Origin of the sequence: Flavobacterium aestivum (assembly GCF_026870175.2) — a bacterium.
Lineage (GTDB): Bacteria > Bacteroidota > Bacteroidia > Flavobacteriales > Flavobacteriaceae > Flavobacterium > Flavobacterium aestivum.
Map to the genome: position 1 here is coordinate 3,781,636 of NZ_CP113977.2, position 23,518 is coordinate 3,805,153.

3 protein-coding genes are annotated in these 23,518 nt (G+C 35.8%); all 3 read right to left on the reverse strand.

Translation table 11 applies throughout. The features are described 5' to 3' along the window. Positions 1-25: 25 nt before the first annotated feature. The 3 genes from OZP08_RS16250 to OZP08_RS16260 are packed head-to-tail and all read right to left on the reverse strand — an operon-like array spanning position 26 to position 23,445. Positions 26-709, reverse strand: a complete 684-nt coding sequence (locus tag OZP08_RS16250) for a hypothetical protein (protein ID WP_268847133.1) — start codon at positions 707-709, stop codon at positions 26-28. Positions 710-763: 54 nt separating this feature from the next. After that, complete coding sequence (locus OZP08_RS16255) at positions 764-12,046, reverse strand: non-ribosomal peptide synthetase (RefSeq protein ID WP_281322335.1); 11,283 nt, start codon at positions 12,044-12,046, stop codon at positions 764-766. Further along, positions 12,043-23,445, reverse strand: coding sequence for a non-ribosomal peptide synthetase (locus tag OZP08_RS16260; protein WP_281322336.1), 11,403 nt, complete (start codon positions 23,443-23,445; stop codon positions 12,043-12,045). The genes OZP08_RS16255 and OZP08_RS16260 overlap by 4 nt, the downstream gene beginning before the upstream one ends. Positions 23,446-23,518 lie beyond the last annotated feature (73 nt).

Consider the following 23,518-nt stretch of genomic DNA (forward strand, 5'->3'; position numbering starts at 1 on the left):
TATTGTAGACTTAAAGAGGTTTCTATTATTTTGTGAGAATGAGAATTAATCGATAATGAGGCTCTTCATTGAAAGTTTTTGAAAGCTCTTCTTGCAGCTTTACTTTATATCCCAATGCGATCGCTGCATTTATTATTTCTTGGTTAGACTTGGGTCTTTTTTCTGAAAACAATACTGGGATACCATAATCAACTACGTTATTTATAAAAATATACCCTCCTGTATTCAAAAATGGATAAATATTTTTCAGCAATAGTTTGTAGTCTATATAATTGACTATTTGAGAGATAGTAATAACATCGTAGAAGTTTTCATGAACTCCAAATTGAGTCATCATTTCTTGTTTTAACTCATCAGAAAATGTTGTTGCGTTAATGTCAAGGTTCAAAACACTACAATCAAATCTATCTGTTAACCAACTAATTACATTCTTGTCATTTTCTAAAAAAGAAACCTGTCTGTCTTTTCTCAATGTGTCCGTTATTTCATCAGAGAATAATATAGGAGTAAAAAACGGCCCTATTTCTAAGTAATTTTTTGACGAATCAGGTATATAGTCTAACAAATAGGGCAATAACTTTCTACCTGTTTCTATCATTCTGACTCTCGCTTCAGCATCAAAATCTTCTCCGTATTTATTATTTTCTAACGACCAACCCGGCCATTCTAATTCATAAACTTTTTCTATTTCTATACTATCTTTTTCCATATTTTTCCTGTTGTTGAGGTTGTTGATGTTGTCTGAAACAATAAGTTATATACATTAATAATCTTCTAATAAATCATCTGCGAAACTTGCGCGTTTTGCCGCAATTTTTTTCGTTTGTATTTCTGATAAGAAATTTAATTTCCTAATAGCAACAGATTGTTTTTCAATAATATCAATTGCCAAATTATTGATATCTGCCACCATACGCTTAATGCGATCACTATCGTATAAGTCGGTACTGTATTCGATGTTTCCTTCTAAATAATCTTCTCTATCGATAAACTGAAAACGTAAATCGCCTTTACTGATTTTTGATTCTTCATTGGCAGATGATACTTCTAAACCTTCCATTTCTAAAGATTCCATCAATTGTAAATCAATATTTTGCAGAATGACAACGACATCAAATATTGGCGAACGGTTTTTAGAAACATCGCTATGCAATTGCTCTACCAACAAATCAAATGGAAATGTTTGATGACTGAATCCTGCTACACTTATTTGTTTTATATGAGCTAATAATTCTCTAAAATTATCTTCTCCGCTAAATTGTGCGCGTAATGCCACCGTGTTTAGATATAAACCTATTTGATTCTCTAAATCAGTATGGTCCCTTCCTGCTACCGGTGTTCCCAAAGTGATATCTGATTGCCCTGTGTAACGATATAGTAAGGTGTAAACCAAAGCACTAACTCCCATAAACAAAGTACACTCCAGTTCAGAACATATTGCTTTTAATCCTGTACTTGCTTCTTTAGAAAATGAAAAATGTTCTTGCGCTCCCTGATGACTCATTACTGCCGGACGCGGACGATCTGATGCCAATTCTATTCTTGGTGCGTCTAATAAATGTGTTTTCCAATAGTTAGCAGATGTTTCAAATTGAGTACTTCCAACGTCCGAAGATTGCCATGCTGCATAATCTTTATATTGAATTTGCAGTGTTTCCAAAGAAGATTCTTCTCCTAATATGAATCCATTATAATAGCTTACTAAATCACGAACTAGTATTTGTAATGACCATTCGTCAGAAATAATATGATGATCTACAAAAGCTAAATCATAGGTGTTTGATCCGTACGAAAGTACTTTTACTCTAAATAACGGCCATTGACTCAGATCAAAACGGTCGTTCCTTAATTTTTCTAATATGGTATCTCTAAGCTCAGGAGCTGCACTGATGTCAATAGTTTCTATGTGTATTGCAACATCACTGTTTTTTAATATTTTCTGACGTGCTTCACCATCTTTTAGGATAAATATCGTTCGCAGACTCTCATGACGTTCAATTAATGCCCTAAAAGATTTGGTCAAAGCCTCAACATCCAAGTTTCCTTTTAAACGATATACTTGTATTCCATTAAATGGTGAAATGCCTTCTATTTGCTGTTCGATAAGCCATGTACGACGTTGTGCATGTGACAATGCATAATCTTCCTGTTCCGCCACTTGTTTTATGGAACTGTATACGGTATCTCCTTTTGATTCCGCTATTAATGATGCCTGCATTTTTAAAGAAGAATGATTGAAAATCTCTCCTATACTCAGTTGTACTTCGTATTGCTTGTATATTCTGGAGATTAATTGAATCGCTTTTAAAGACGATCCACCTAAATCAAAGAAAGAATCGTTTCTGCCAATACTGCTTTGAGGAATACTCAAAAGTTCTGCCCAAATGCCGCTTAGTGAGGTTTCGATTGCTCCGTTTGGCGCTTCGTAATTACTGCCTCGCAATAATTCGGATGGTTTTGGCAAGGAACGTTTGTCGACTTTTCCGTTTAAAGTCAGTGGAAATTCTTCTATATAAATAAAGTAATCCGGTATATTGCTACGGTCTAATGTTGCCGATAAAAGCAAACGCAATTCACTTGATCCGTATTCTGTTCCGCTGTAATAACAAAGCAATGAATCTACAGTATTATCCGTATGCAATACCAGTTCTACCTGACCAATTCCTTCTAAATTTAATAATGAACTGCGAATCCCGTCAAGCTCTACCCTTACTCCATGAAGTTTGATCTGATCGTCTATTCTACCCAGAATTTCTAAATTGCCTGAACTGTCATAACGGCCCAAATCTCCTGTTTTGCAAACTAGATCTTTGTGATCTGTAACCAATGGGTTCTGTACAAATAAAACTGTGGTTAGCTCCTGATCTAGATATCCTTTGCTTACATAGGGACTTTTGATATACACTTCGCCGATTTCTCCCCACATACTGAGTCCGCTATCGTTGATTACGGCTATCATGCTATTATCAATCGCTTGTCCAACCGGTAAAACGGTGCCGGGATCTAAATCCTCATTTGGAATATGATAACAGCTTTTTAAAACGGTTGTCTCCGTAAGTCCGTACAAATTACTCATACGGGCTGAATGTCCTGAAATGGAACGCCATAATTCTACATCACGTCCGTATAATTTCTCTCCGGCCAGAACTACTTCTTTCACCTCTTTTAAAGATAGATTTTGTTCTGTCAAGCTATTCGTCAATAATCTGAATAAAGATGGAACGGTTTGCAGAATGGTCACTTTCTCTTCTAATAACCAACCTACCAACAGAACCATATTCTCTCGTGTTTTCTTTGCAGGAATACACAAACTGCTTCCCGAAATTAAACTCGTCAGGATATCTTTTAAACTTGCATCAAAAGTTACTGATGCGATTTGGCTTACACGACTCTCGGTATCAAACCCAAATGTGTTTTTGTGCCAGTTCACATAATGGGAGATACTTTCCTGATTCCCAACTATCGCTTTCGATTTTCCTGTTGTTCCCGAACTGTAAAATATATAACTGCTGTTATCAACCGGATAATAAACATTGATATTTTCTTCACTGTAATGCTCTAATCTATAATCCGATACTATATAGTCACCAGAAGAAGTTACTTGATATACCTCTAAACTGGTCTTTTCTAGCGAGATTAAATCTAAATTTCCTAGTCCTAAATCTCCCAATAGTGAAGATCCTGAGGCTTTAAATACCAATACATGACTAAATTCATGACTTATACCCTGACTTTGAAACTCTAGCCATGAAACATCATCAGTAATCAATACTTTCATCGAGGTTTCTGAAACTGCCTGTTGCATTCGTGCCTGCGAGAAACCATTCGATAAGGGCACATAAGTAATTCCTGTTTTTAGACATGATAACAAACTTCCTATGAGTTCTTTTCCGCTGGATAGTAATACACCTGCTGAATCATCTGCAGAGATACCTATATCTAACAACAAACCACTCAACTGGTTTGCAAATGAATTTAAAGATGCATAACTCGTATTACCACTTGACTCTACTAATGCCGTATGGCTAGGATAAAGTGATACTATATCCTCGAAGTTTTTGTGAATGTATTGTGGAGCTACTTTTTGTACTGGCTTTTCAAACCAATCTGTTGAAGACAATTCTTCTTCTCCTAAATAGGTTAGCTCTTTCATCGAAGCTTTAGGCGTACTTAAAATTTCTGATAATAAGTTTTCTATATGACTTTGCATACGAGCTATTCGATCACTATCATATAAATCAGTATTGTATTCAATATTACATTCTATACAATCTTCGCCTTCTGTAAACTGAAAACGTAAATCGCCTTTACTGATTTTTAATTCTTCGTTGGCAGATGTTACTTTCAAACCTTCCATTTCTAACGAGCTCATCAATTGCAAGTCTACATTTTGCAAAATGATTACTACATCAAATAATGGTGCAGGATTGCTTCCTAAATCTTCAACTAATGCGTCAAACGGATACGTTTGGTGACTGAATCCTGCTAAGCATACTTGCTTTACATGTGCCAATAATTCTTTGAAACTATCATCGCCTTTAAATTGTGCTCGTAATGCCAAAGTATTTATATACAAACCTATTTGATTCTCTAAATCAGTATGATTTCTTCCCGCAACCGGCGTTCCCAAAGTAATATCTGATTGTCCCGTGTAACGATATAGTAATGTGTAAACCAAAGCACTAACTCCCATAAATAAAGTACATCCTGAATCAGCACATATTTCTTTTAATCCTGCACTTGCTTCGTTTGTGAATGAAAAATGATATTGTTCACCATGATAGTTCATTACTGCGGGACGTGGACGATCTGATGCTAATTCTATTCTTGGTGCGTCTGATAAATGTGTTTTCCAATAATTTCCGGAAGTTTCATATTGAGCACTACCAATATCCGAGTACTGCCAAGCCACGTAATCTTTATACTGAATAGGCAATGGCAATGGTTCCAGGAAAACTTCTTGTTCTGACACCAATGCATTGTAATAACTCACTAAATCACGAACTAAAACTTGCAGAGACCATTCATCAGAAATAATATGATGATCTACAAAAACTAAATCATATATGTTTGATCCGTATGAAAGTAATTTTACCCTGAATAATGGCCATTGACTCAGATCAAAACGTGGTCCTCTTAATTCTTGTACGAGTATGTTTCTACGCTCAGGAGCTGTACTAATGTCTATGGCTTCTATATTTACCTCAACATCACTGCTTTTTAATATTTTCTGACGTGGTTCACCATCTTTTAGAATAAATATCGTTCGTAAACTTTCGTGACGATCAATTAATTTTCTAAATGATTTAGTTAAAGCCTCGATGTCTAAATTTCCTTCTAAACGATAAATATCTATACCATTAAATGGTGAAAGTTCTTCTATTTGCTGTTCAATCAACCACATACGGCGTTGTGCATGTGACAATGCATAATCGTTTTGTATAGCGGTTTTTGGTATGGGATTATATGCTGATTTACTTTTAGAATTTGATATTAGTGAAGCTTGTGCTTTTAATTCTGAGTAATTGAAGATATCCGCAATAGTCAATTGTACATCGTGTTTTTTATATACATGCGTAATTAATTGCATTGCTTTTAAAGACGAACCTCCTAAATCAAAAAAGGAATCGTTTCTGCCAATACTGCTTTGGGGTACACTCAATAGTTCTGCCCAAATACCGCTTAGTGAGGTTTCGATTGGTCCGTTTGGCGCTTCGTAATTACTGCCTCGCAATAATTCGGATGGTTTTGGTAGAACACGTTTGTCTACTTTTCCGTTTAAAGTCAGTGGAAATTCTTCGATATAAATAAAGTAATCCGGTATACAGCTACGATCTAAGGTTGCCGATAAAAGCAAACGCAATTCTCCCGAACCGTATTCTGTTCCGCTGTAATAACAAAGTAATGAATCCGCGGTAGTATCAGTATGCAATACTAATTCTACCTGACCTATTCCCTCTAGGTTTAATAAAGAACTGCGAATTCCGTCAAGCTCTACCCTTACCCCATGAAGTTTGATCTGATCGTCTATTCTGCCCAGTATTTCTAAGTTTCCGTTGTTGTCATAACGACCTAAGTCTCCTGTTTTGCAAACCAAATCTTTGCGATCTGTAACCAATGGATTCTGTACAAATAAGTTTGTTGTAAGTTCCTGATCCAAGTATCCTTTGCTTACATAGGGACTTTTGATATACACTTCGCCAATTTCTCCCCACATACTAAGTCCGCTATCGTTGATTACGGCTATCATGCTATTATCGATTGCTTGTCCAACCGGTAAAACTGTACCAGGGTCTAAATTTTCATTTGGAATATGATAGCAACTTTTTAAAACCGTTGTTTCCGTTAGTCCGTACAAATTACTCATGCGAGCTGAATGTCCTGGAATAGAACGCCATAATTCTACATCACGTCCGTATAATTTTTCTCCAGCCAGAACCACTTCTTTTACATCCTGTAAAGATAGATTCTGTTCCAATAAACTATTAGTCAATAATCGGAATAAAGATGGAACGGTTTGCAGAATGGTCACTTTCTCTTCTAAAAGCCAACCTGCCAACAAAACCATATTCTCACGTGTTTTCTTTGCTGGAATACACAAACTGCTTCCTGAAATTAAACTCGTCAAGATATCTTTTAAACTTGCGTCAAAAGTTACCGATGCTATTTGGCTTACACGACTTTGGGTATCAAACCCAAATGTGTTTTTGTGCCAGTTGATATAATGTGATATACTTTCCTGACTGCCGACTATCGCTTTCGATTTTCCTGTTGTTCCCGAACTGTAAAATATATAACTGCTGTTATCAACTGGATAATCGACATTGATATTCTCTTCACTATAATGCTCTAATCTATAATCCGATACTATATAATCACCGGAAGAAGTTACTTGATATACCTCTAAACTAGTTTTCTCCAGTGAGATCAAATCTAAATTTCCTAATCCTAAATCTCCCAAAAGTGAAGAGCCGGATGCTTTAAATACCAATACATGACTAAATTCATGACTAATACTCAGACTTTGGAACTCTGACCAAGATGCATCGTCAGTAATTAATACTTTCATCGAGGTTTCTGAAACGGCTTGCTGCATTCGTGCCTGCGAGAAACCATTCGATAAGGGAACGTAGATTATTCCTGTTTTCAAGCATGATAGCAAACTTCCTATGAGTTCTTTTCCACTGGATAGTAATACACCTACTGAATCATCTGCTGACAGACCGATGCCTAACAACAAACCACTCAACTGGTTTGCAAATGCATTTAAAGATGCATAACTCGTATTACCACTTGACTCTACTAATGCCGTATGATTTGGATAAAGTGATACTATATCCTCGAAGTTTTTGTGAATGTATTGTGGAGCTACTTTTTGTACAGGCTTTTCAAACCATTTTGAAGTTTCTGTATCAGTTTCCTCTAAGTAGTCTATTTCTTTTAATGGTTGATCTTGATTTTCCAGAATGGTTGTCAATAGATTTTCCATATGAACTGTCATACGTACAATACGCGCTTCATCATATAAGTCCGTATTGTATTCAATACTACATTCTATGTAATCTTCGCGTTCAATAAATTCAAATCGGAGATCGCTTTTGCTTACTTTTAAATCAAAATCTTTCCCCTCAATTTCAATTCCTTCCATCTTCAGCGATTTCATGAATTGTAAATCTACGTTCTGTAAAATAACAACTACATCAAATAGTGGAGTACGATTTTTTTGTAAAGAACTGTCTAAATCTTCAACCAATACATCAAACGGATATGACTGATGATTGAAACCCGAAATACTGGTTTCTTTTACATTAGCCAATAAATCTTTGAAATTATCATCACCTTTGAATTGGGCTCGCAATGCCAAGGTGTTTATATACAGACCGATTTGATTCTCTAAATCCGCATGATTTCTTCCCGCAACCGGTGTCCCTAAAGTAATATCCGATTGTCCTGTATAACGATACAATAAAGCATACACTATTGCACTAACTCCCATAAATAAGGTGCATCCAGAATCTGCACAAACTGCTTTTAATCCTGCACTAGCTTCTTTTGAGAATGAAAAATAGTGTTGTAGTCCCTGATTGCTCATTACTGCAGGACGCGGACGATCTGATGCTAATTCTATTCTTGGTGCATCTAATAAATGCGTTTTCCAATAGTTACGAGATAATTCAAATTCAGTACTTCCTAAAATTGAAGATTGCCAAGCGGCATAATCTTTATATTGAATAGACAATGGTTCTAATAAAACATCTTGCCCTAATACTAATGTATTATAATAACTTATTAAATCACGAACTAAAATTTGCATTGACCATTCATCAGAAATGATATGATGTATGGAGAAGAATAGTTCTTGATTATTGACATCGTTTTGTACGATTGTTCCTTTAAAAAGTGGCCCTTTGCTTAAATCAAAAACATAATTTGTGAATTCTGCAATTACTGAATTACTGTCTTTTGCTTCTTTATATTCAATAGAAAAATTATATTCTTCTCTTGATACAATCTTCTGGCGGGGTTCTACTCCTTTTGAAACAAAGATTGTTCTTAAACTTTCATGACGGTTTATTAATTCGTTAAAAGATTCCTGTAATGCTTCACGATTTAAAGCTCCTTTTAACTGATAAATATTAAATATGTTGAATATCGGCGCTTTTGGTTGTCTTTGTACCTGTAACCAAGTTCCGCGTTGCGCTTTTGATAATTCGTAATCGTCTTGTAATGCTATTTTTGGTATTACTACTGTTTCTTTTGGCTGTATTCCTTTAATTTGTTTGGCAAGATTTCTTAGAATTGGGTTTCTAAAAATAGTCTCTATGCTTACTTGTAGGGAAGCATCATTTCTTAATCTTGTAATTAATTGTATTGCCTTGAGAGAGTTTCCTCCTAACTCGAAAAAGTTGTCTTCTATTCCTACTTGGGAAGCTAATAATAATTCTGACCAAATTGTGGCTAACAGTTGTTCTGTCTCTGTTTCTGGTGCAATGTAGTTTTTTGTAGATAACTCTTTTGGAAGTTGTAATGCTGATTTGTCAATCTTGCCACTATGTGTTAATGGAAACTCTTCTAATTGTAGTATATGAGCTGGCACCATATAAGCTGGCAACTTGCTTAGCAGTAGTGTTTTTAAATGGTCTGTGTCAATTTTTTCTTTTCCTGTCACGTATGCTAAAAGGAAATCTCCTTTTACGACTACAACCGCCTGATTTACTTGCGAATCCGCTTGTAATAATGATTCGATTTCACCCAACTCAATGCGGTATCCTCTAAGTTTAATCTGATTATCACTTCTTCCTAGATATATCAATCTTCCGTTAAAATCCCATTGACATAAATCACCTGTATCATAAATGATTTCGTCATTATTAAGAGGATTTTTTATAAACTTTTTTGTTGTTAATTCATTATCCGTATATCCTTTTGCAATTCCTTTACCACCAATAAATAAGTTTCCTATTACTCCATGTGGCAAAATTTGTCCATGTTTATCTAATATGTAAATGGTTGTATTACCTATAGGTTTTCCTATTGAATATAAATCTTTTACTTCCTGAATATGCTGATATGTTGACCAAATTGTTGCTTCTGTCGGACCATACAAGTTGTAAAATTCCCCGGGCATTTCTAGCAAACGAGTTCCTAATGCAACTGGTAAAAATTCTCCTGTAGCTATTTTTTTCAATGAAGTTGATGCTTTCCAACCTGTTTCTAGAAGTACGTTCCAAATACTTGGAGTCGTTTGCAGAAACGTAATATCATTTTCATCAATCATCTCAGATAATAATACTGGATCTGTAATTACATTGCTTGAAGCTATGATAACCGAACTGCCTACGCATAATGGCATGAAAAAATCAAATACAGATATATCAAATGTAAAAGTTGCAATAGCCAGTAGCTTGTCTTGGTTTGTAATACCTACTATATCGATAATCGATCTTAGTAAATTAACCACCGAACTATGCCTAATCATCACCCCTTTTGGTCTTCCTGTAGAACCGGATGTGTAGATAATGTATGCTAGATCTTCCCCGTTTAGTGATACATTTAATCGTGTCTTTGGATAAGTTCCTAATTCTTCTTTTAGATTGGTAATATTGTTACTTGTCACTTCATATTCCGATATCTCTATATCGGTAAGCAACAATGATACTTTCCCATCGCTTAGCATATACTCTACCCGATCTGATGGATAGTTACGATCTATTGGTAAGTAGGCTCCCCCCGCTTTTAATACTCCTAAAATACTGATTATTAAATCCTCACTCCTATCCTGCATGATACCTACAATACTTCCTTTACCAATATGATGTTTGGTTTGTAAGTAATGTGCCAATTGGTTGGAACGTTCTTCTAATTCCTGATAATTAAGCGTGATGCTGTCGTAGCTTAAAGCTAATGCATTTCTTTGTTTATCTACTTGCGCTTCAAAAAGTGATATCAAGGTTTCATCCGAAGATTGTGCTATAATTTCTCCCTGATAGTCTTCCAGTAATATTCTTTGTTCTTCTGCACCTATTAATGGTAATTTATCTAATGAAGAAGAAGTATCGGTAACTACACTTTCTAATAATTTTTCTAAATGAACACCTAGTCGCTTAATGCGCTCATTGCTGTAAATATCAGTGTTGTATTCTATGTGTACGCTGATTTGTCCTGACGAACTTTCTTTGAACCAAAAGGTTAGATCGTACTTACTTAGTTTTTTTTCTAAATGCACTTCTTCAATCGCAACACCTTCAAATTTGGTTAAGTTGTCTTTTCCTTCATCTTCAACAACAACCATTACATCAAATAGTGGTGATCTTGACGGATTTCTTTGTACTGATAATTCGTTAACTAATAAATCAAATGGATAAGATTGATGTTGGTAACCTTCTAGGATATTTTGTTTAACATTTTGAAGTAATGTTATAAAACCTGCATCGCCATCAATATTTTGTCTTAATGCCAGTGTATTGATATAAAAACCGATCTGATTTTCTAAGTCTGCATGTTTACGTCCCGATACTGGCGCTCCCAGAATAATATCGTTATTACCACTATATCTGTATAATAAAGTATATACAAGTGACATGGCTCCCATGAATAGTGTAGTTCCTTGTTTTTCTAATAGCTCATGAAATTGTAGACTGTTTTCTTTTGAAATTTGTACCGAAACTTCATTACCATTATACGTTTGTATTGCAGGACGAATACTATCTGAGGCTAATTCTAATATAGGAAGGGCACCGTCCAGTTTTTTTAACCAATAGTGTTTACTTGCATTTTCGTTCTTTATATTTTCTAATTCCCAACTTGCGTAGTCCTTGAATTGTATTCTCAAAGGCTCCAAAATAGCTTTTGCATCCTTTTTTAATCCAACGTATATTGCAATAATATCTCTTACTAAGATTTTCATCGACCATTCATCAGAAATGATATGATGTATACATAATGATAGAAAATAATGTTCCTCTGCAACTTTTATAAACGCAACTTTTAATAACGGATCATTGTATAAATCAAATTTTGATTCTGCTATTTCTTTTGCTTTATTTAATACAAGTTGGTTTGAATTTTCTTTATTCGAATAATCTAAGCTCTCTAAAGAAATTCCTTCCAACGCATTTTGTAATATCTGTTGGTAAGGTTGTCCTTCTTCATATACAAATCGGGTTCGCAAAATTTCATGTCTTGAAACTAAAATTTCAAATGCTTTTGCAAATAGTTGTTCATCAATAGCTCCGCTTAAACGATAATGCATTGCCATATTAAAAACTGTTGAAACTTGATCAAATTGATCTAAAACCCACAATCTATTTTGTGAAAATGATAGTGGATAATTTTCTCTCTCTACCGCAACTGGGATTTCTAATGAATGTTCTTCATTTCCTAGCTGTTGCAATAGATCAATAATGTCTTCCTTGCTATTTTTTAAGCGTTCAACAAGATCAGACGTCAATACTCCTTCTGGAGCCTGTACTTCTAATTTTCCGTTATTGAGATTTAACTGAACCCCTTTAGATTTTAATTCTTTTAAAAACGAATATACATTCATAGTACTATAGTCTCTTTTTTAATGATATTATCTTCTGAAGTTTTTGAGCTTTTTGCCCATTGTATGATTGAAATTTTTAAAGCGACATCTTCCAATATTGGCGCGATGAACAATTCTTTTAATTCCAATTTAACCCCTAATTCTTTTTTGATTCTGGACACAATCTGGATTCCTTTGAGTGAATGTCCGCCTAGTTCGAAGAAATTGTCTTTGATTCCGATTTCTTTTTTCCCCAATACTTCTTCCCAGATTGAGATTAATATGCGTTCCGTTTCATTAGTTGGTGCAACATATTCTCTGATCATTTCTTCTGATGGATTGGGTAAGGCTCGTTTGTCTATTTTTCCGTTTGGTGTTAATGGAAATTTTTCTATGCCAATCAAATACGTCGGAATCATGTATTCTGGTAAGCAGCCTGTTAAGTATCTTCTTAAAGAATTGTTTTCGATTTCTTCGCCTGTGTAGTAACCTGCCAAATGTTTCTCTCCATCGATCTCTATTCCTACCACTACACTTTGCTGTACGCCTTCATAGCTTATCATTGCCGATATTATCTCTTCCAGCTCTATTCGATAACCTCGAATTTTTATCTGATGGTCTATTCGTCCGTAGTATTTTATGCTTCCTTCTTCATTCCAACTACATAAATCTCCTGTGTTGTACATTACTGTGTTTTCCTGATACGGATGGCTGATGAATGACTTTTGGGTCAGCTCTTCCTTGTTTTGATAACCTACTGCGATTCCGGTACCGCTCATGTATAATGTGCCTATCACTCCAATTGGTACTAACTGTAATTTGTCATCTAAGATGTATGACTGCATGTTGTCTACCGGGCGTCCGATGTATGGAATATCTTGTGTTTCTTTTACCTTTTTATAGGTTGAATAAACCGTGGTTTCCGTTGGCCCATACATATTCCATATCGTTTCTGTACTCTGAATCAACGATTCCCCTAAGGATAGTGATAAGGCTTCTCCTCCTGTTATGGCACGAACTTTATTGCTTCCCTGCCATCCTGCATCTACTAACATCTGCCAAAACCCTGGTGTTGCCTGCATGATGCTTGGGTTGTACTTTTCAAACAATTCTATAATGGCTTCCGGTGATTTCAGTGATGGTGTTGATGCTATTATGACACTGGCGCCTACATGTAATGGCAGGAACAATTCTACCACTGACATGTCAAAAGCATAGGTTGTTACGGCCAGTAAGGAATCTGATGCTTTGGCCGATACTTCGGCTTCCATAGCATACATCAGGTTGGTGACGGATTTGTGACGGATCTTTACTCCTTTTGGGGTTCCTGTTGATCCTGATGTATATATCATATACGCCAGATCTTCTTCATTCACCAATACTGTTGCTAATTCTCTGCTATATGTAGATAATGCGTCTATTTCTTCTGGCAGCTTCATTACTTTAATTCCTGATTCGTCTTTGTATACGGTATCGGAAACTAATAAGGCTGTTCCGCCATCTTCTAATATGTAACTGATTCTTGACGCCGGATAACTTTTATCAATTGGTAAATAAATCCCGCCCAGTTTTAGGATACTTAACATGGAGATTAGCATCCATTCGCTTCGATCTACCAATAATCCCACACTATCTCCTTGTGTAATGCCATAATTGTCTTTTAAATAATTTGACAATTGGTTTACCCTTGCATCTAATTCTCCATAACTTAATTCCTGATCTGCATAACATACCGCTATGGCTTCTGGCGTCTTGCTTACATTTTGCTCATATCTTGCTAGAAAACTGCCTTTTAATGGGTAGTCTTTTGACGTGGCATTAAACTCTTCCAAGATTTGTGTGCGTTCTGCCTGTGATAGATAATTATACTTTCCTATACTGGTTTGCGGTGCTGCAACTACTAATTGCAATAGCTCTTCCAGATGTGATGCCATTCTCGTTATTCGCGATGCTGAAAATAACGAGGTGTTGTACTCGATTGTCAGATGTAAATTATCTTCTCGTTTGCTGAAGTAAAAAGTGATGTCGAATTTACTCGTTTCTTCTTCTACATATTCTTCCCCGATGGTAATATCAGTGAAGGAAAGCTTTTTATCATAACGTTCCATATCTTCCAGAACAACCATTACATCAAATAATGGTGAACGACTTAAATCTCGAGAAGTATTTAATTCCTCTACCAATAAATCAAAAGGATACGATTGATGCTCATACGCATCTAAGCACGTTTCTTTTACTTCCGCTAACAAAGCTTCATAACTCATATCGCCAGAAACTTCATCTCTAAGTGCCAATGTGTTTAGATAAAATCCTATCTGATTCTCTAAATCCGGATGTATTCTGCCAGAGATTGGAGTCCCGATAATTATGTCTTTGGCTCCTGTGTAACGGTATAGCAGCATTTTTACCAAAGAAAGTACGCCCATAAACAATGACGAATCCTGATGTTCTAAAAGCGAATGAAACTTTTTACTTGTTTCCTGCCTAAACGTGCGCTGTATACGTTTTCCTTTAAAGGTTTGTTGAATCGTTCTTGGAAAACAGGTTGGAAGATCTAACGGCGTAATTTCTCCTGAGAATTTTTCTAACCAATACGATTTATGAATCGATTCTTCCTGCTTTTTCGATACTTGCTGCCATACCGCAAAATCTTTGTAATGAATGGTTAATTCATCCAGAACTTTTTGATTTCCGTTAGTTTTAGCGTTGTATAATTGCTGTAATTCTCTAATTAATATCTGAACAGAAATTTCATCTGCTATAATATGATGCATATTTATAAACAGAAAATATTTTTCTTCTGTACGTTTAAACGCATATACTCTTAACAATGGTCCCGTAGATAGGTTAAAAGCTGTATTATATGTTTTGAAAACGGTATCAACTAAGGTTTCATCATCTTCTGTTTTATCTTCCCAATTAATACTTTCAATTACAAAATCATTAGTTTCATAAGCTTTCACATATTGTTTTACTTCTTCATCTTTCCATTGAAATACGGTTCGTAAACTTTCATGTCTCTTTATTAGTTCATTGAAAGCGTACGACAATACTTCTATATTTAGCGTGCCTTGCAACCAATGCCCAAATGGAATATTATATGCAATTGAGGATTCATTTAACTGATCCAAAAACCATAGTCTTCTTTGGGCGTATGATAATGGGTATCCTTCTTGAACAGCTGCCACAGGAATTGGTTCGTATAACGTTTCCTCCATAGTAGCCAAGACATCAGACTGCTCTTTTAGCACCGGATATAAGAATATCTCTTTTAAACCCATTGCTACCGAGAATTCTTCCTGTATTCTGTTAGCAATTTGAACTGCTTTTAGGGAATGTCCGCCTAACTCGAAAAAATTATCTGTGATTCCGATTCTATCTAATTGCAATACAGTTTCCCAGATTTTAATTAGTTTTTGATCTCTTTCGTTTCTGGCTTCTTGATATTCTTTTTCCGAAAATAATACTGGATCCGGTAATTGGTTTATGGCTATTTTTCCATTGGCAGTCATCGGGAAAGATTCCATCGTTACCAGATAGGTTGGTATCATGTAATCCGGTAATTCGTCCCGCAAATATTCACGCAATGCGTTTTCTGTGCTTTCTCCCATAAAGTAACCCACTAAATGCTGGATTCCATGAGATTTACAGCCTATTACATGACTGTCTGTAACTCCCTCAAAAGACATAATGGCTCGGGCAACTTCTATTGCTTCAACACGATAACCACGAACTTTTAGCTGATGGTCTTTTCTACCCATAAAATGGATATTTCCTGTGGCATCCCAATAGCCTAAGTCTCCTGTTTTGTATAGTTTTCCTTTACCAAATGGGTTTTCCAAAAAACGCTCCTCTGTTTGTAATGGCTCATTGTGATAACCTAGGGCTATTCCCTTTCCGCCTAAATACAACTCTCCTATAACATACAGTGGTTGCAGTTCTAAACTGTCATTGCAGATGTAAATATCCCTATTGAAAATAGGCGAGCCTATGCAGTTTGAATCACTTGTGTTTTTTATCTCATAATAGCTTGTACAAACGGTTCCTTCAGTTGGACCATAAGTGTTGTACAGTTTTACTTTTGATGGAAAGCTTGAAATGTATGCTAACTTTAAGACATCTCCCCCACTGATTACGATTCGTAATGAAGGTAAATTTTTATCAGTTAGTAATTCGTTGATACTTTGTATCACTAATGGCGTACTGCTTAATATGGTAACATCGTGTTTTTCTGTTAAATCAAGTAAGGCTTCTACATCTTTTCCGCCAGACGGTGTTAGTATTAATTCACCTCCTGTACTTAATATTGGGTAAATTTCTTCGACACTGGTATCAAAACAATAGGATGATTGCTGAATGACTACATCATTGGCAGTGAGTTCAAAATAGCTGATAAAGGTTTCTGTATAATCCAACAATGAACTGTGGCTAATAACCACTCCCTTTGGTTTTCCTGTTGTTCCCGAGGTATACATCAAATACGCTGGAGTATCTTTTCCCGGCGTGATTCCTTTATAATTGCTATTGTATTTTGATAACTGGGTATTGTTTAATTTTAATTTTGTTACTGATGTGGCAACTTCTACATCATTACTGATGATTAAAAGGTTCAATCCGCTGTCTTCTATCAGGTAGTTTTGACGCGCTACAGGGTATTCTTGGTCTATAGGAACATAGGCTGCTCCTGTTTTTAAAACTCCCAGCATGCTAATTATCATATCAAAACCTCGATTGGTCATTAAGCCTATGATATCTCCGCTTTTTACCTGATAAGCATTCGCTAACTGATCTGCCAATTGATTAGAAAGTTCTTCTAATTGCCTATAGCTAAGACTTTCTCCCTGATAGGTCAGACATTTTGATTCCGGTGTTTTAGATACTTGTTTTCTGAACAAGTCCAGTATAGATCCTGATTCATATTGTTTTATTTCCCCCTGACTAATCTTTAGAATTGCTGTTTGTTCTGATTCTGACAGGATACGGCAGCTTTCTATCGTTTGTGCCGGATTTGCTATAACTGCTGAGAGTACATTTTCTAGTGATTCTACTAGAATTTCTAATTGTTCTGCATTGTAAATTGCTGTATTGTAACGAACCGTCAATGATAGTGTATCCTCTGTTTCTTTGAATTCTAATAACAAATCGTTCAGACTCGTTGGTGTTTCTATGGTTTGGCTTGTAATGGATACCTCTTCGATCAGGTCATTAAAACCTAATGCATTTTCGAAGTTTTGAAACAATACCAACACATCTAACAACGGTAGTTTACCCATTATTCTGGGTAATCCTAATTCTGTGATTAGACTGTCAAAAGGATACGACTGATGACTGTAACTTGCCAATAATTCCTCATGCACTGCTGAGAGTAATTCTGTAAAACTGTTTTCACTTGAAAATTCTATGCGGATTGGTAGTAAGTTTAAATAATAGCCTACCTGATTTTCTAAATCCTGATGTATTCTTCCGGCTGTATCGGTTCCGATAATGAGGTCCGTCTTTCCTGTAAGCTGATAGAATACTCCGCTTAACACGCTCATGATTCCTGTAAAAGTCGTCACATGATGTGAGGCGCAAAGTTCTTTTAATGCTTTGCTGATTTCTTTACTGAAACTATGGTGCAAATAGGCTCCTGAAAATAACAATGAATCACCTCCGTTTTTGGAGAATGGCAATTCTAAACTTGGTAATTCTCCTGAAAAACGATTTAACCAATACATGCGGGAAGCTTCATAAGACGCTGTTGCTGTATAAGAATCATACCAGGCTACATAATCTTTGTATTGTAATCGCAACGGCGAAAGTGAGGCTTCGTTTCCTGAACTAAACGCTTTATAAAGAGATCGTAATTCTTTACTAATAATATCAACTGACCAGCCATCGCTGATAATATGATGAATTACAAATATAAAATAGTGCTGAGATTCGGATATTTTTATTAGTTCTACACGAAGTAACGGTCCTTCGGACAAATCAAAACTAAGACTCGCAAAATCCTGTGCACGTGATTTTGCCAATAATTCCGGTTCTGATTCTGCACTGAAATCCAATACACTAATTTCAAAGTTAAAAGAAGCCTCTGGAATTACCTTTTGATATACTTCGCCTCCTTCCGTTCTGAAAACGGTTCGTAAACTATCATGACGGTTTACAATGATTTTCATTGCATTGACAAAAGCCGTTGGATTGAATGCTTTGCTTCCTGATTCTATATTACATAACCAGCATAGGTTGAATGATTGTTTTGCGATTCCGAGTTGATCCAAAAACCATAGTCTTCTTTGGGCGTATGATAATGGGTATCCTTCTTGAACTGATGCCGTCGGAATTGGTTCGTATAACGATTCCTCCATAGTAGCCAGGACATCGGATTGTTCTTTTAGCACCGGATATAAGAATATCTCTTTTAAACCCATTGCTACCGAGAATTCTTCCTGTATTCTGTTGGCAATTTGAACTGCTTTTAAAGAATGTCCGCCTAACTCAAAGAAATTATCCGTGATTCCTATTGTATCTAATTGCAATACGGTTTCCCAGATTTTAATCAATTTTTGATCTCTTTCGTTTCTGGCTTCTTGATATTCTTTTTCCGAAAATAATATCGGATCTGGTAATTGGTCTATGGCTATTTTTCCATTGGCTGTCATGGGGAAAGATTCCATTGCTACCAGATAGGTTGGTATCATGTAATCCGGTAATTCGCCCCGCAAATATTCACGTAATGCGTTTTCTGTGCTTTCTCCCGTAAAGTAACCTACTAAGTGCTGGATTCCATGAGATTTACAGCCTATTACATGACTGTCCGTAATTCCTTCAAAAGACATAATGGCTCGGGCTACTTCTATTGCTTCAACACGATAACCACGAACTTTTAGCTGATGGTCTTTTCTACCCATAAAATGGATATTTCCTGTGGCATCCCAATAGCCTAAGTCGCCTGTTTTGTATAGTTTTCCTTTACCAAATGGGTTTTCAAGGAAATGTTCTTCTGTTTGTAATGGCTCATTGTGATAACCTAGGGCTATTCCTTTTCCGCCTAAATACAACTCTCCAATAACATACAGTGGCTGCAGTTCTAAACTGTCATTACAGATGTAAATGTCTCTGTTGAAAATAGGTGAACCAATGCAATTTGTAGCACTTGTGTTTTCTATTTCATAATAACTTGTACAAACGGTCCCTTCTGTTGGTCCATAGGTGTTGTACAATTTTACTTTTGATGAAAAGTTTGAAATGTATGTTAACTTTAAAACATCCCCTCCACTGATTACGATTCGTAATGAAGATAAATTTTTATCGTTTACTAATTCGTTGATGCTTTGTATGACTAATGGTGTACTGCTTAATACGGTAACATGGTGTTTTTCTGTTAGATTCAGCAAGACTTCGACATCTTTTCCGCCGGATGGTGTTAGTATTAATTCGCCTCCTGTACTTAATATTGGGTAAATTTCTTCGACACTGGTATCAAAACAATAGGATGATTGCTGAATGACTACATCATTGGCAGTGAGTTCAAAATAACTGATAAAGGTTTCCGTATAATCCAACAATGAACTGTGGCTAATGATCACTCCCTTTGGTTTTCCTGTTGTGCCTGAGGTGTACATCAAATACGCTGGAGTATCTTTTCCCGGCGTGATTCCTTTATAATTGCTATTGTATTTTGATAACTGGCTATTATTTAATTTTAATTTTCTAACTGCTGCGTCAACTTCTACATCACTACTGATAATTAATACGTTTAATCCGCTGTCTTCTATCAGGTAGTTTTGACGCGCTACAGGGTATTCTTTGTCTATAGGAACATAGGCTGCTCCTGTTTTTAAAACTCCGAGCATGCTAATTATCATATCAAAACCTCGATTGGTCATTAAGCCTACGATATCTCCGCTTTTTACCTGATAATCATTCGCTAACTGATCTGCCAATTGATTAGAAAGTTCTTCTACTTGCCCATAACTAAGGCTTTCTCCCTGATAGGTCAGACATTTTGATTCCGGTGTTTTAGATACTTGTTTTCTGAACAAGTCCAGTATAGATCCTGATTCATATTGTTTTGTTTCCCCCTGACTAATCTTTAGAATTGCTGCTTCTTCCGATTCTGATAGGATACTACAACTTTCAATCCTTTGCAATGGATTTGCTATAACTGCTGAGAGTACATTTTCCAGTGATTCTACTAAAACTTCTAATTGCTCTGCATTGTAAATTGCTGTATTGTAACGAACCGTCAATGATAGTGTATCCTCCGTTTCTTTGAATTCCAATAACAAATCGTTCAGACTCGTTGGTGTTTCTATGGTTTGGCTTGTAATGGATATATCTTCTATCAGGTCATTAAAACCTAATGCATTTTCGAAGTTTTGGAATAATACCAACACATCTAACAGCGGTAGTTTGCCCATTATTCTGGGTAATCCCAATTCTGTGATTAGACTGTCAAAAGGATACGACTGATGACTGTAACTTGCCAATAATTCCTCATGCACTGCTGAGAGTAATTCTGTAAAGCTGTTTTCTCCTGAAAATTCTATGCGGATTGGTAGTAAGTTTAAATAATAGCCTACCTGATTTTCTAAATCCTGATGCATTCTTCCGGCTGTATCGGTTCCGATAATAAGGTCTGTCTTTCCTGTAAGCTGATAGAATACTCCGCTTAACACGCTCATGATTCCTGTAAAAGTCGTCACATGATGTAAGGCGCAAAGTTCTTTTAATGCTTTGCTGATTTCTTTACTGAAACTATGGTGCAAATAGGCTCCTGAAAATGACAATGAATCACCTCCGTTTTTGGAGAATGGCAATTCTAAACTTGGCAATTCTCCTGAAAAACGATCTAACCAATAGGCTCGTGAGACTTGGTAAGATGCTGTTGCTGTATAAGAATCATACCAGGCTACATAATCTTTGTATTGTAATCGCAACGGCAAGAGTGAGGATTCATTTCCTGAACAAAACGTTTTATAGAGCGACCGTAATTCTTTACTAATGATATCAACTGACCAACCATCACTGATAATGTGATGAATTACAAATATAAAGTAATACTGAGATTCGGATATTTTTATTAGTTCTACACGAAGTAACGGTCCTTCGGACAAATCAAAAATAAGGTTCGCAAAATCCTGTGCACGTGATTTTGCCAATGATTCCGGTTCTGATTCTGCACTGAAATCCAATACACTAATTTCAAAGTTAAAAGAAGCCTCTGGAATTACCTTTTGATATACTTCGCCTCTTTCAGCCCTGAAAACAGTTCGTAAACTATCATGACGGTTTACAATAGCTTTCATGGCGCTTCTAAAAGCCTCTGGATTGAAATTCCCCTTTATATTACTAACACTTGTAATATGTGACGCGGCATTTTGATTAAATTGATACAACATCCAAAATCGCTTTTGCCCAGTAGTCAATGGATAATTATCACTTGTTTTTGCTACCTGAATTTGCGGTATAGGAACAAGTTCTTCATTTTTGAGATGCTTACTTAATTCTGCTACACTAGCATTTTTGAAAAGTGTCTCTATTGATATTTGATATCCCAATTGATGAATTCGTGACAACAATACGGTCGCTTTTAAACTATTGAATCCATCTGTAAAGAAATTTTGAGAAAATTCTAATGCGTCATTCTTAAATATATTTTTTGCGATGGCCCACAATTTATCATCTAAAGAGTTGGCATTTTTCTCCCTTTTATATGCTATTTGTTGTTCAAATTCAGCAGCTTCCTGAGTTTGTGTTTCGTAATCTCCTTTGAGATATTGCTGTACTAATTGGTAATGTTGTACTTTTCCGCTTGTTGTTTTTGGAATACTTTTTACGGCTATTACCTGCTGAACTTCTAAATTTAGCTCATTAAGAACTTCTCGTTTTATATCTTGTATCGTCTGAATAAAATCTTCAGATATTTGGCGCTGTTGTACAAAAATCAGTAACTCTTCTGAATGATTTACATCTTTTCTGGCACTACAAGCTACTACGGTTTCTGGCTTTAAATGAAGTTTTCTATGTATAATTTCTTCAATATCCTGCGGGTAAATGTTTTGTCCATTGATAATAATCAGGTTCTTAGCGCGTCCTGTTATCACCAAAGCCCCTTCGTACATAAAACCTAAGTCTCCTGTTCTATGCCAGTAATCTTTTGTTTTACAATCTGCACTTATTTCTGGATCGTTATAATATCCTGCTGTAACATTAGTCCCTTTAATCTGGATATGTCCAATGTGTTTATCTGCCAATACTTCGTCAAGATCATTCGCTATTCTTACAGGGCACTGTTCTATTGGCCTTCCAACTTCTACGAATGAAGTACAATTGAAACTGTTTGCATTTGCAACTTCTACTATTTTATCTCCAATTTTTAAATGATTACGATCTACAAAGTAACATTTGAAAGGGTCACCTACAATTGGAAGTGTAACTGCCACACAGGCTTCTGCCAATCCATAACCTGGATACAGAATTGATGATCGTAATTGAAACTGACTCATTTCTTCCAGAAACTGATTACACAATCTCCATGAGATTGGCTCAGCTCCATTGTACATGATTCTTACATTAGAAAGATTCCAATCAATAGTTTTATTTGCAGTAGTTATTGCAGATAAAATATATTGACAACCAAAATTTGGAGAATAAAGTAAGCTTGCTTTATGCTCACTCGCCTTATCCATCCAAAGTAAGGGTCTTCTAATAAAAAGTGTGGTTGGCAATAGAAATTGCTGAATTTTTCTTAGTGTCGATGATAAATGAAAACAAATAAGCCCCATATCATGCGTTAGTGGCAACCAGCTCAAAGATCGGTCAGCTGCTGAAATTTCTGAACGATTAGCAATATCTACAATGTTAGCTACTAAATTAGCATGTGTTAATACGACTCCTTTTGGGTTCCCTGTAGAACCTGATGAAAACTGAATGTATGCAATATCTTCTGAGCGTATGCTGGTATTTATGATTCCATGTGATTTCTCAAGTATAGCATCTGTTGTAAATAATGTGCTATTTGCAATTTTCTGATACGCTTTCTCAGTTACCTCATCACTTTTGTATGTAAACATTTCTTTTAACAAGCCCTCATCACAAACTAAAAAAGGATTATTTAATTTTTTCCAAATATTATATAGTTTATGCTTGTGTCCTTCTTGTCTTCCTATTGCCACTGGAACAGGAATTATTTTTCCAAGTATACATGCCCAAAAAACCTGTAGAAAGTCTGCATTATCATTTATTTGTATAATGACTTCATCGCCAGAGTTTACTCCAAGCTCTTGAAGATTATGAAGTGTATACAATGCCTTACTAAACAATTCTTTATATGAATATGTTAACTCGTCATTAGTTGAACGAATAAACGTAATCCCGGTTTGCTCTTGTGCAGAATTTTCTAAAACATCTACTAAAGTACTATTAATACGCATGTTATGACATTATTAACCTCCACCGGTAAGTTAGCGGTGAAAAAATATATTCTTAAAGGATCTGATTTTGTTT

What these genes read in the sequence shown, in the direction of transcription:
- OZP08_RS16250 (WP_268847133.1), bottom strand. Translation starts at nt 709, where the DNA reads ATGGAAAAAGATAGTATAGAAATAGAAAAAGTTTATGAATTAGAATGG.
- OZP08_RS16255 (WP_281322335.1), bottom strand. Translation starts at nt 12,046, where the DNA reads ATGAATGTATATTCGTTTTTAAAAGAATTAAAATCTAAAGGGGTTCAG.
- OZP08_RS16260 (WP_281322336.1), bottom strand. Translation starts at nt 23,445, where the DNA reads ATGCGTATTAATAGTACTTTAGTAGATGTTTTAGAAAATTCTGCACAA.